Origin of the sequence: Flammeovirga aprica JL-4, from assembly GCF_012844305.1 — a bacterium.
GTDB classification, from domain to species: Bacteria; Bacteroidota; Bacteroidia; order Cytophagales; family Flammeovirgaceae; genus Flammeovirga; species Flammeovirga aprica.
In genome coordinates, this window is sequence record NZ_JABANE010000023.1 from 80,553 (window position 1) to 93,985 (window position 13,433).

Sequence of the window (13,433 nt, forward strand, 5' to 3'; positions counted from 1 at the left end):
ATATCAAATCAAAAAATAGTTTATGTAATTCTATCAATTATAGAATGTTTCTAGCCTAAAAAGAACAATGTATAAAACAACTCTTCCTTGATTGCTCCAACTCAACTCTTTGGTTGAAAAAAGAATAAAAATAAAAAGGCCGAAGAGTAAAAATACTCAACGACCTTCTATTAACGGTTCAAAAATTCACTCTTAAAGAGCGAACTCCTGATTAGATAATTTCTAATGAACGGTTGATAAATGCAGTAAGATCAGCACCTTTCAAGTTACCTTGAGAAAGTTTTGCTAAATCATAAGCATGTTTCACCAATTTATCTTGAGCTGCAGTATCTTCTTCTTTCAAGATTCTACCTACAAGTTCGCTGTTTCCGTTGATAGTTACTGTATCAGCACCAGGGAAACCACCGAACATGCCACCCATTCCACCTTGCATTGCAGACATTTCTTCCATTCTACGCATGAACTCAGGCTTAGTGATCATTACCGGCAATTCGTCAGCAGTCATCGCCTCTACTTTTGGCTCTAACTTGTCATCATTCAAGGCACGCTTGAAGATCTCTACCAACTTCTTAGTTTCGTCCTCTGTTAATACAGATTCGTTTTTCTCGTCCGTTTCAATCAAGTTATTTACCGTATCAGAGTCGATACGCTTCATTGTGATGTTTTCGAACTTGTGCTCTGTGTTGCTCACAAAGTGGCTGTCGATCATCGTATCCATTTTCAAGATATCATATCCTTTCTTCTTCGCCGCTTGGATATAAGTATCTTGCGTACCTTGGTCAGTAGCATAAAGGAATACGTGCTTGCCGTCCTTGTCAATTTGGTTAGAAGCGATATGTTCTTTGTACTCCTCTAAAGTAAATTTCTTACCGTCGATGTTTTCAAACAAACCGAATTTCTTTGCTTTGTCAAAGAACTTGTCGTCTGTCATCATACCATACTTCACGAACAAACCGATGCTCTCCCACTTCGTCTCATAGCTTTCTCTTTCATTTTTGAACAAGCTGCTCAAACGATCTGCAACCTTACGAGTTACATAGCTAGAGATTTTCTTCACGTTCGCATCCGACTGTAAGTAAGATCTCGATACGTTCAATGGAATGTCTGGAGAATCAATTACACCGTGCATTAAGCGTAAGAACTCAGGCATGATTTCCTCTACATTGTCAGTGATAAACACCTGACGAGAGTACAATTGAATCTTATCTTTATGAGGAGTGATATCTTCTTTTACTTTAGGGAAGTAAAGGATACCAGTCAATTCAAATGGGTAATCCACGTTTAAGTGAATCCAGAATAAAGGCTCTTCAGACATTGGGTACAACTCTTTGTAGAAGTTGATGTAATCCTCGTCTGTTAATGTCTTAGGATCTTTTGTCCAAAGTGGCTCTTTTTGGTTGATGATATGTGGCTCAACGATTTCTACGTCTTTTGCATCATCACCTTCACCTTCTTTTTCTGTTCTTTTATCTACACCTACTTGGATAGCGATAGGCATAAACTTAGAGTATCTGTTTAAGATAGTACGTAAACGGTGCTCGTCTACAAACTCTTCAGAATCCTCATTGACATGAAGTACAATTGTAGTACCTCTGTCTGCTTTGTCAGCATCAGTGATTTCATAAGTAGTTGAACCATCACAAGTCCATTTTACTGACGGAGCATCTTTGAAAGATTTTGTGATTACTTCAACATGGTCAGAAACCATAAATGCTGAATAGAAACCAAGACCGAATTTACCGATGATTGTAGAAGTATCTACATCTTTGAATTTCTCAACAAATTCAGTAGCACCAGAAAATGCCACTTGGTTGATATATTTTTCAACTTCATCCTCACTCATACCGATACCATGGTCAGTGATTGAAATTGTTTTTGCTTCCTTGTCTACATCAACCTGAATCGTTAGATCACCTAGTTCACCATCAAACTCGCCCATTGAAGCAAGTTTTTGAAGTTTCTGAGTTGCATCAACTGCATTGGCTACCAACTCACGTAAAAAAATGTCGTGATCTGAGTATAAGAACTTTTTAATGATAGGAAAGATATTTTCAGTATTTACTGAAATAGAACCTTTTGCTGCCATGTTTATATTTTTTGTTTATTAAAATACTTATTTATTAAAGACCAAAAACTTCTTGTTTAAAGTCATGTCTTTCTTTTCAAATTGCATTCCAAGACAAAAATTGGGTAAAATTGACACTCAAAACTGCCTATTTGTCAGTTTTGATTTTATTACTTTCATTAAAAAGGCCCTTTTTTTGGGTTAATATTAAAAATGTAATAGATTTGTAGACGACGTTGATAATTTTGGATGACATTTGAATATATTAACATTCTGTGTAACGATTATCAAAGTCACATATAAACCATAGAAACACTCTCTTACTAAATATCTAACAACGGGTATAAAAGATTTAAACTAAATCAACAAGTCATATGTCTTTTACAGCATCATGTAAAAGATACCCCCTTTTAGAAACACATTTTAGTATATCACAGAGTTTTTCAAAACGTCGCAAAGTAATGACGTATTATTTACTTTGCCTTTCAAATTTGTATAAGTAGTCACACATCATAATGAAAAGGCTGTTGAATGTTTCGACAGCTTTTTTCTTTTTATAAAACTCTTCCCTTTATTCAATTACACAATATTTACACTCGATATCAGCTTATTAATGACCTTTTAGAAATGATGTTATGAGCAATAGTTTCAAACAACTACCTTTGCAAAAAAAATCAAAATTGTTTTGTCCATGACATTTGAAGAATTGGGAGTGATCCCTGAAATACAAGAAGCGTTAGAAAACAGAGGGTATGATACGCCTACTCCTATTCAAGAAAAAGCTATTCCTTCTATTTTAGAAGGTCATGATTTACAAGGAAGTGCACAGACAGGTACTGGAAAAACAGCCGCTTTTTGTATTCCAATTATTCAATTGTTGAAAAAGAATTCTAATAATGGACATAAAATAAGAGCATTAATCCTTACGCCCACACGTGAGCTCGCACTTCAGGTGGCTAATAACTTCAGTTTATACAATCAAAAAACAAAACTGAAACAGCTGGTGATCTTTGGAGGTATTCCTCATGATAAGCAGATAAAAAGGTTGAAACAAGGAGTGGAAGTACTTATTGCGACTCCAGGTAGATTGATGGATTTACATCAGCAAGGTTATGTGGATTTGAAACACATAGAAACTTTTGTGCTGGATGAAGCAGATAAAATGCTTGATATGGGATTTATCAACGATATTAAAAAAATCGTTAAGCTGATTCCTAAAAAAAGACAGACGCTTCTTTTCTCTGCCACAATGCCACCTAGCATTCAAGAAATAAGTAAATCTCTGCTTCATAAACCACTGAAAGTAGAAGTCACTCCGGTATCATCTACAGCAGACACCATTGATCAGTTTATCTATTACGTAGATAAAAGAAATAAGAAACAGCTTCTTTTTGAAATACTTGATGATGACAAAAAGGACAGTGTACTTATTTTTATGAGAACAAAAAGAGGTGCCAATCACTTAGCAAAAACACTGAATGAAAACCGTGTGAAAGCAGAGGCTATTCATGGTAATAAATCACAAACGGCACGTCAGAGGGCATTGGAAAACTTCAAGAAAAAGAAGACGAGAATTTTGGTTGCAACAGATATTGCTGCTCGAGGAATTGATATCAGTCAATTGAAATATGTGATCAATTTTGAGATCCCTGAAGTAGCAGAGACGTATGTGCATAGAATTGGCCGTTCGGGTAGAGCCGGTGAAGAGGGAATTGCTATTTCACTTGCTGATGGCACTGAACTTCAAGATGTAAAAAGTATTGAGAAACTAATTGGCCACAAGATTCCTGAAATAAAAGAAAATCCATTTCCAATGCAGGAAAAGGATAAGGATATTGCACAGCGAGATGCCAAAAGAAAGAAACAGATTAAAAGAAGTCGACAGGGAAATAGAAGAAAGAAAAAGCCGGAAAGTAAATAACGGTCATTATTTGCTCACTTCTTTTTTGAGTGAAATATGCTCTATTTTCACAATCGTTCCTTTTACAGAAGATTCAATGGTCAGTTTCGCTCCTATTGAAGCTGACCTGAAATCAATATTATTCAACCCAATTCCACCCTTTACAGTTTGCGGATCAAAGCCAATCCCATTGTCTTCATAATAGATATTTCCAATCTCATCATCATTGCCAAAAAACTGTATAAAAACTGTAGAAGCCTGACTGTGTTTTTCTGCATTATGAATCAATTCTTGGATAATTCTAAAACAGTGATGCTGTGTTTCTTTATTCTTAATGACAGGCCAATCATGAAACTGAACAATCACTTTCTGCTTATCAGAATTATACTTTGAGACTAAATCGATAATAGATTCTTTGAAAGAAATGTGATGGAAGCTAGGTGAGATCAACTCATGACTCAGATTTCTGATAGAATCCATGGTATTGGTCAGAAGATTTTTGGCTTCCTGACTCATTGATGTATCAGATTTATTGAAAAGCGCGAGGTTGCCTCCAATAGAATCATGCAACTCTCTACCGATTCTGTTCCGCTCCTTCTCCTGCCCTTCCAATACCGCTTTAGAATACAGTTTATGCTTCTCAAGCATTGCCTTTTTCAATTCTATTTTTTCATTGTAAATCGTTATCGAACGCTTCAAAAGAAGGTAGAAATAAACGATAGATTCATATACAATAAAAATATAATAGACATAATCAGTATAGGAGGATCTTTGAATCAATCCCATATGCGGTAATGTCACAAATATAGCAATGATGACAACTCTGCTTATCTGTACCCAAAAAAGGTACTTTGATAATAAAGAGAACTTCCTTTTCTTATACAGAATTACTGTACTGAACCCGAAGCTTACCCATGATATGATGACAATTGAAATAAAATTCACATAGACAACCACAGGGTTTTTACTTGCGATCAGCGACACAATTGATACTACTGAAAAAACAAGAAACAGGGGATTAAACCAACTTAAGAACTTTTTGAAAAAACGTTGTTCAGGTATAAAAAGGTTATAAAAATAGACTAAAGAAAGAATATAAACCAAGTTGAAAAAATGACGCATTATATAATTAGCGTCGTGGTATTGGTCTTTGAATATATCTATAAATAATCCTACTTCACATTCGGCAAACAAGATTCCGGCAGAGAAAGTCAATGCATAAAAAAGGAAAACAGGCTGACGTGTCAATACACCAATCAAAAAGCCAATTGACAGCAGAGTGATCACCACAGCTCTTAAAAAACTGATGATATAAAACTCATGCTGATTGCTTTCCAGAAAAGAGGTCACATCAAATAAAAAGACTTCAGAATGAATCGGCCACCCTTGCCCTTCCATTCTAAAATAGATAATTTTTTCGTCTCCTTCATCAAAATTTAATACATAACTGTATCCTTTATCTGAAATCCCTAAACTCTTCAAATGAACAGGACTGCTTGTGCCTCCGTAATAATGAATGGAATCTCCACCCGAAGACAACACCCACAGTTCAAGTGTTGGGATCAAAGAATAATTAAAATACAGCACTTTTTGAGCTTCCTTTTCACTGGTTAAGATTAAACGATACCAGCTTCCCTCCTCGGTAGGTCCTTTAGAAAGTCCTTTTCGATTTGGTTTTTCCCAGTTATTACTGAAAACAGGTCGGTTTCCTTGAAAGACAGGCTGATCAACACCATATTTTTGAGCATACGGCGTCAGGTTAAATTTATCATTTAACGTCTCAATCTTAATCTGTGCATTCACAGAAGCAGTAATTTTTAGCAGACAGAATAGTAGTACTATTATGAGCTTTATTTTCATTCAGTCAAAGAAGCAAGTAGTAAATAAAACTTAGAGCAATAGAAGAGCCCTTACAAGGTATTATGTGAGTAGGTTCTTGTAAGCATATTTGATCAACTCTGCTCTATTTTCAATTTTCAGTTTGGACTTAATATTTCTATTATGTGTTTTCACAGTTTCAACGCTAATATAAAGCATTTCTGCGATATCATTGGCATTCAAGCCCTTGGCAATATATTTTAAGATCTGTTCTTCTCTTGGAGATAAGATAATTGTTTCGAGTGTAAGGTATTTCATTGATTCTTCTACTCTCTCTGAATAGAATTCTCCACCTTCTAAAATAGCAGTAATTGCCTCTGTAAAAACTTCCAGAGGGTCATCCTTGAGAATGTAGCCATTTACTCCTGATTCTATTGATTTTTTGACCAGAGAAGGCTTATTGTGCATTGATACAATTAAAAACTTTGTTGTTTTATTACCAGTTTCCTTTACTGTGCTAACAAAATCATAACCTTTCTGTCCAGGCATATCCATATCAACCAATACAATATCATAATTGTTCACTTCATTGAGTATTACCTCTTTAGGATTATTGATGATATCGATCTCAGAATTAAATTGCTCTAAAAGTATTCTTTCTATTCCTTGGCAGAATAACATATGATCATCCAGTATAAGTATTTTAGGTGCCATCACGATTAAATATTAGCAAGAAGAGTTGAGTGTCGAAAGATCGCTTTAAAAAGATTAATTAAATAATTTTATTTAACAAAAACACAATGATGTAATAATTTGTAAGTTTTACAAAAAAATAAAACAATATTGAGTGATTTATTGATGTTTATTTTGTTACCCACTTTATTCATTGTTACAAAGTACTATTTTTTCACTTTTATATTCAATATTATCTCAATGTTGTTGGCAGTTTAACAAAATATAAAATATCGTAATTTTAGTAACTGTTCACTAAAAACGTTATCCTTATTATAAAATTCAACGTTAATTTAAAACGTATTTTATGTATGGATAGATAAATTAAATTAGATATGAAGAAGAATAAGTACAAATTTGAGAAAACTTATGCTATCAAGTTTGCTGATGCTATTCGTAATCTGGAAAACTTCAATAAAGATGTTGACAAGGAATTGTTAGCTTCTATTACACAAAAAATGAACATAAAATAGTAATAAGTACTAGGTGAAAAGAAATAATTTATTTCTCTTTCACCGCTTTGACTACAAAAAAGAGCTCAAGATTATTCATTTATCTTGAGCTCTTTTTTATTACTGATAACCAAATACTTAATAATGCTTTTCACTTAATAAGAATACCGAAATAAACTTATTTAAAGCACAAAGTAATAAGGCTGAGGTAAATATTGTATCGATCTGAATATCAGAAAATAAAGCATTGGTCACTAATAGCATGGCTAACACTAAAGTGGCTAAACTACTGACATTGTATATCAATTTCAATAACCTTTGCTTTTTGATTAAAGAAGAAAAATTCAGTGCCATCATGCCCTTCCCAAGGACCCAGAAACTTCCGAAATACAATAATGTAGAATTATCCATATAAGAATGCAGAATAAAGACAATAGCCATAGCAAAATCAGCAATGGCATTTAATAATAGAAAGCCCCAGCTGAAAATCTTGTCTTTATTACCTGATGAAAAATACATATCGAGAAACGCCGCAGGCAAAAGTAAAACACCAAATGCAGTAGTCATGCCATACACATTGTCAAAAGGGCGAATGTATAAAACAATACTTATAAGTAAATAAGACATACCCGTAAAGGCTGTCATCCATTGCTTAGGTGCAATTTGGCAGGCATACGTTTTACAAATCGTTTTCATTTAATATAGATAAGAAATCATTCAACATTATTATTGCAACTCAAACAACATTAACTTCTTTCTAAAATTATCTGAGTATTTCGCGTGTATTTTTATAAATCCTTTTTGTGAAATTCATTATTCAGAATAAAAGATCTTAGGTTATTATTAGACGTAGTATTTTTATTCCTGTTTCAAATTAAAGTATTATTTAACATAAGTTTAATGTCAAACATATTTACTCAATTGTCACGTACCAAATTCAAGTAAAATTGGTTAGTTTTGTTCCTAATTGAAGTATCCTACTTAGAGCATGTTTGAAACATCTCTTATAAATTTTCTGTAAGATGAATCTATTATTACAATCAGATGAATATCAGTATGAATTAGTGCAAGAACTCAATCTTTTAGAAAAAGAAAGACTGATGCTGATATGGAACAATGAATACCCAATGCAGTTATCGTATCAAAGCCTTGAAGCATTTGAAAACTATCTGAATAAAGTAAACCAAAAGCGTTTTATATTAGCCAAAACTTATGGAAATCAAATAGTAGGTTGGTTCTTCAAATTTGAAAGAGAGGGAGAACTATGGTTTGCCACTATTGTGGATGAAAAACATAAAGGAAAAGGTATTGGGAGTACTTTATTGAAATTGGGTAAGAAACAGTTTGGAGCACTCAATGGATGGGTAATTGATCACAACCGCTATTTTAAAAACAACGGACAGAAATACCTTTCGCCCTTAGAATTTTACATCAAAAATGCATGCAGGGTGCATCACGGCCAGCGCCTTGAAGTTGCTGTATTATCTGCAGTGAAAATTACTTTATAAAAACAAAGCGATACCTTATTGAAAAGGTATCGCTTGTCTTAGATATAATATCTAAGGAAATATACTTGGTTGTTGAAATACTAGTCTTCTAATGCTGCAATACCAGGAAGAACTTTACCTTCCATTAATTCCAACATAGCACCACCACCTGTAGAGATGTATGATACTCTATCACCAAAACCTAAAGTGTTTACAGCAGCGGCAGAGTCACCACCACCGATCAATGAGAATGCACCAGCTTCAGTAGCTTCAGCCACTGCAGTTGCAACAGTAGTAGTACCGTTAGCAAAGTTAGCCCACTCAGAAACACCCATTGGTCCGTTCCAAAGTACTGACTTAGATTCTTTGATTACTTTAGAGAATTCCTCAGCAGCTTTTGGTCCGATATCAAGACCCATGTAACCGTCTGCAATAGCGTTAGAATCGTAAGAAGCAACAGCTGCATCTTCACCGAATTTATCACCACATACAGAATCAACTGGCAACAATAAGTTTACACCTTTAGCTTTTGCTTTTTCGATTAATTCTAAAGCTAAGTCTAATTTATCTTCTTCACATAAAGAGTTACCGATAGTACCACCTTGTGCTTTGAAGAATGTATAAGCCATACCACCACCGATAATAATGTTATCAGCAACGTCCATGATACGCTCGATTAATAAGATTTTGTCAGAAACCTTAGCACCACCCATGATAGCTGTGAAAGGACGAGCAGGGTTGTCAGTAATTTTTTGTGCGTTTTCAACTTCGCGACCCATTACATAACCTGAAACTTTTTCGTCCATGAACTTAGCGATAACTGCAGTAGAAGCGTGCGCTCTGTGAGCAGTACCGAATGCGTCCATTACCCAAACATCACCACGAGAAGCTAATTTCTTAGCAAACTCTTCGTCACCTTTTTTCTCTTCTTTGTAGAAACGTAAGTTATCCAATAACATTACTTCACCTGGCTGTAAGTTAGCAGCCATCTCGTCTGCTTCAGCACCGATTGGATCACCACCGAATTTAACTTCAAGACCTAATTTTTCAGATAATGGAGCAACAACGTGCTTTAAAGAGAACTTGTCCTCAAAACCATCTTTTGGACGACCCATGTGAGACATCAAGATAGCAGAACCACCGTCAGCAACGATTTTCTTAACTGTAGCAATTACTGCATTGATACGAGTGAAATCACGAACTGAAAAATCTGGGTTTAAAGGTACGTTCAAGTCTACACGTACAACCGCTTTCTTACCTGCGAAATTATAAGAATCGATAGTTTTCATATTAATAAACTACGTTTTTTAGAATATTGTGAATTTTTAAAATTGCACCCGCAACATATAGCTATATTTCTTCTAAAAAAATGACTAAAATCAGAGGAAAAAATTATTTCACTAAAGCGTAAAATAGACGTTATTTAATATAAAATGATGTTTTATTATGATTTTCAAATATTGGTATAGATATTAAGTTATATTAAAGTGATTAATGTGGAAAGACAAGGAGATTCAAACTAAAAATAGAAATGAGACAACATTATCTTACCTATGTTTTGTTCTAATAATTTACTTTTTCATATAAGTTTCAATTCCCTTTTTTTCTTCAAATACGAACCTCTAATTTCAATCTTATTTTTAATTCTACAGTAAGTTATCGTCCATTAATTATGCAATTAAAAGCGTCTATTTTTGTGTCATTTTGGTTAATTATCTCATTAGGTTGTCAACCTAAAAAAACCGATCAGTCTGAAATCAATAAAATCATGCTTAATAAAGCAAAAACGGTATTAGAAAGTGAAAATGTAAAAGTGATACCCAATAGCCAAAACTCCCATTACTTGTGCTATACAAAATCAGAAAATCCTGTAAAACAGAAACTGAGTTTTATAGTGCTGGATGAAAAGCAAAATATATCACTCCCGTTGAAAGTCATTATAGATGGAGATGTTTCTTGGATTGATGATAAACATCTCAAAACTTCCCAGAGCATGGGAATAGCTAAGAAAGGAGAATCAAATATCATTCATTATTCCATCGATATAACTACTGGAAAATCTACGAAATTATAAAGCTTTAAAATACAAATTCATCATGACCCAAAAATTACTCTCTGCTACATTTATCATCATGCTAGTATGCTCTATTGTATACTTCACATATGATAATGAATCTACAAAACCCACTTTACCCACTACACACACATCAGAAGATGTTATTGCTTATGAAAAAGCATTAAAAAAGTGGAAACGAAATAATGGTTACAGAAAGTCCAATCAACCAAAAAAATACATGGACATTCTCAACCGTATGAAGTACAGACCTACAGGGCAGAATTATACTTCTGGTTATCAGATTAAGGAGCTCAAAAAAGCAATGCAAAGAAGTAATAGTCGTATCAAAAGCGATAGTGCTATCAAATGGATTGAAAGAGGTCCATCCAACTCTCCCGGAAGAACTAGATCTGCCATCGTAGACCCTACGGATGCTACAGGCAACACTATCTTGATTGGTGCTGTAGGCGGTGGTATATGGAAAACTACTGATAAAGGAAAAAATTGGACTAATCTCACCGAAGTTACCTCTACTAGTATTGCGATATCGTGTATGGCTGTGGCTCCTTCCAATTCAAAAATCTGGTATGCCGGTACTGGAGAGGGTTTTTCTGGGTTTGGTTCTATAGTTGGCAACGGTATTATGAAATCTACAGATGGAGGAAACACATGGGCTTTTTTAAGTTCCTTGGAGGGTGACATGAGGTATGAGACCATTTATAAAATCATTGTTGACCCAGAAAATCACAATACTATCTTAATGGCCGCATCTACAAGAGACAATACTTACAATCGTTCAGCTGGAATATATAAATCTACTGACGGTGGCAATAATTGGACTAGCGTTTACAATGCAAATACTTATGTAGAATCTTTAATCTTTGAACCAAATAATTTTGATGTCATGTATGCGACATCAAATAACGATAAGTTTATTAAATCTACTGATGCAGGCGAAACTTGGGACACCCTCTCTGCAAGTGGAGTTATTCAACAAGGCAGAGTAGAAATGGATGTTTCTCCTGCTAATGTAAATGTCATATTTGCAAACATAGCAGGCGAAGGTTCAGGTAGTACAGATGGTAACCTTTACATCTCAAGAGATAAAGGAGCAACATGGAACTTTGTTACGCTAAACAATAATAGTTATGCCTACCTTGGAGGACAAGGGTGGTATGATCACACTGTATTAGCTCATCCATTTGATGAAACTGTAGTTTACGTTGGTGGAGTAAACTTGAGTAAAATAAAAGTATCCGCAAATAACACTGGAGTTTTTACAGAGCTATCTGACGCCTATGGTGATTATGATGGAGCAGGACCTAATGATGCTGATGCCATACACCCCGATCAACACTTTATGACAATTGGATCTATTAATCAAACCAACAAAACTTTCTCTTTAATAGTCACAAATGACGGAGGGATATATCATACAAATGATGTTACATCCCCTGGTGAAGGAGAAGGGACATGGCTCAAAATTGGAAACGGAGTAAATACCACTCAAATTTATGCAATTGATAAATTCCCTAACCAAAAAAGATATTTCTTTGGAACACAAGATAACGGATCATGGATTACACCTGAAGATTCTACAGCAAATGCCGGTACCGAATATCGACCTGTTATTGGAGGTGATGGTTTTGCAAGTTACATCAACAAGAGAGACTCCTCACAACTGATTGGTTCATACACTAACAATCAGTTTGAAGTATCTTCTGATGGAGGTAATTCTTTCTCTGCAATTTCCGCACAAGGTTCTGGACTTACTGATATGGGAAGGTTAGGTGCTCCATTTATGTCAATGCTAGCCAATAATCATAACGCACCTGACACTTTATTTACTGTTGGATATAGCGGAGTTTGGAAATCAACTGATTTTGGTAAAAACTGGACAGGGGTTACAATCAGTGAAAACTGGAATGAGCAAGACTTCTTAGATGTAGAGGTTTCAGAAAAATCTCCTCTAGTCGTTTGGGCAGGAGGAGCAATGGATGGTAATGATAGAATTTTTGTCTCTAAAGATGGAGGAAGGTCTTTTACCGCAACAAGTAATTTCAACTTCATAAATTCTCATCCTGGTAACATTTCTGGCCTGGCAACAAGTCCCAATAATGATTCTACAGCCTATGTGATGTTCTCTTTCTTAGGTTCTGCAAAAATTATTAAGACCACAGACTTTGGTGAAACTTGGAATGATATTACAGGCTTTGAAGTTGCCGCTAATGCAAGGACAAGTGATACTGGATTCCCTGATGTTGCTGTTTTTGATGTGCTTGAATTTCCTGGTGAGGCCAACAAATTATGGGCAGCAACTGAGATAGGCATTTTTGAAACAAAGAATGGAGGTAGTAGCTGGAGCCGTTTAGAAAGTAATTTCCCTGCTGTTTCTGTTTGGGATATCAAAATTTATGATAATCAAGTCATTGCTGGTACTCATGGCAGAGGTGCATGGACCCATGATTTGACAGATGAAAACGATGGAAATGGTGACGGAGACGGAAGTGGAGATGGAGATGGAGATAATGGTGAAGATACTGTTACCTCAATCATTCAGACTCCTTCTATTCTTGATATTTCAATTGTAAAATCACCTTTAATTACTGGTGAAAGCTTGTCTCTGAATATCAATAGTGATATTAAAACAACTCTTGAAATTGAAATTATTAGTATAACAGGTCAATCAATATATACAGAAGTGGTTGATCAACTTAAAATAGGAAACTACCAATACAAAGTTGCTCATCCTATTTTGGGTAATGGAACTTATGTATTAAGACTCTCTTACAGTAATGAGGTGAGAAGTTTAAAGTTCTTGGTTCAATAATACTTTTGATTTTGAATCAGTAACTGACCTTTCGCTCTCTTAAAATTTGCGAATGGTTAAAATATTGATAAGTAGATGCTAATTCAAGCTGTT

At 34.8% G+C, this 13,433-nt stretch carries 10 protein-coding genes; 5 read left to right on the forward strand and 5 right to left on the reverse strand.

All coding sequences use genetic code 11. The annotated features are described in order from the left end of the window. Positions 1-211 precede the first annotated feature (211 nt). On the reverse strand, positions 212-2,086 hold the full coding sequence (htpG, locus tag HHU12_RS10715; protein ID WP_169656734.1) for a molecular chaperone HtpG: 1,875 nt from the start codon (positions 2,084-2,086) through the stop codon (positions 212-214). Positions 2,087-2,756: 670 nt separating this feature from the next. Between htpG and HHU12_RS10720 the strand changes: the two genes are divergently transcribed. After that, positions 2,757-3,986, forward strand: a complete 1,230-nt coding sequence (locus tag HHU12_RS10720) for a DEAD/DEAH box helicase (protein ID WP_169656735.1) — start codon at positions 2,757-2,759, stop codon at positions 3,984-3,986. 6 nt (positions 3,987-3,992) lie between these two features. Here the strand turns inward: HHU12_RS10720 and HHU12_RS10725 are convergent, their stop codons facing one another. Both HHU12_RS10725 and HHU12_RS10730 read right to left on the reverse strand, forming a co-directional pair. Beyond that, positions 3,993-5,825 carry a sensor histidine kinase gene (locus HHU12_RS10725; protein ID WP_169656736.1) on the reverse strand — a complete coding sequence of 611 codons (1,833 nt, stop codon included), beginning with the start codon at positions 5,823-5,825 and terminating at the stop codon, positions 3,993-3,995. Positions 5,826-5,885: 60 nt separating this feature from the next. Next, positions 5,886-6,497 carry a LuxR C-terminal-related transcriptional regulator gene (locus HHU12_RS10730; RefSeq protein ID WP_169656737.1) on the reverse strand — a complete coding sequence of 204 codons (612 nt, stop codon included), beginning with the start codon at positions 6,495-6,497 and terminating at the stop codon, positions 5,886-5,888. Between the two features lie 353 nt (positions 6,498-6,850). On the opposite strand from HHU12_RS10730, the gene HHU12_RS10735 reads away from it, so the two are divergent. Next, complete coding sequence (locus HHU12_RS10735; RefSeq protein WP_169656738.1) at positions 6,851-6,988, forward strand: hypothetical protein; 138 nt, start codon at positions 6,851-6,853, stop codon at positions 6,986-6,988. A 117-nt stretch (positions 6,989-7,105) separates the two neighbouring features. Here the strand turns inward: HHU12_RS10735 and HHU12_RS10740 are convergent, their stop codons facing one another. Continuing rightward, positions 7,106-7,663, reverse strand: coding sequence for a hypothetical protein (locus tag HHU12_RS10740; protein WP_169656739.1), 558 nt, complete (start codon positions 7,661-7,663; stop codon positions 7,106-7,108). 326 nt (positions 7,664-7,989) lie between these two features. Between HHU12_RS10740 and HHU12_RS10745 the strand changes: the two genes are divergently transcribed. After that, positions 7,990-8,475 carry a GNAT family N-acetyltransferase gene (locus tag HHU12_RS10745; RefSeq protein ID WP_169656740.1) on the forward strand — a complete coding sequence of 162 codons (486 nt, stop codon included), beginning with the start codon at positions 7,990-7,992 and terminating at the stop codon, positions 8,473-8,475. 80 nt (positions 8,476-8,555) lie between these two features. Here HHU12_RS10745 and HHU12_RS10750 read toward each other — a convergent pair whose 3' ends face one another. After that, positions 8,556-9,743 (reverse strand): phosphoglycerate kinase, encoded by a 1,188-nt coding sequence (locus HHU12_RS10750; protein WP_169656741.1) that lies wholly within the window; start codon positions 9,741-9,743, stop codon positions 8,556-8,558. 383 nt (positions 9,744-10,126) lie between these two features. Here HHU12_RS10750 and HHU12_RS10755 point away from each other — a divergent pair, with 383 nt between their 5' ends. After that, positions 10,127-10,528 (forward strand): hypothetical protein, encoded by a 402-nt coding sequence (locus tag HHU12_RS10755; protein WP_169656742.1) that lies wholly within the window; start codon positions 10,127-10,129, stop codon positions 10,526-10,528. 22 nt (positions 10,529-10,550) lie between these two features. Further along, complete coding sequence (locus HHU12_RS10760; RefSeq protein WP_169656743.1) at positions 10,551-13,340, forward strand: sialidase family protein; 2,790 nt, start codon at positions 10,551-10,553, stop codon at positions 13,338-13,340. The last annotated feature ends 93 nt before the right edge of the window (positions 13,341-13,433 follow it).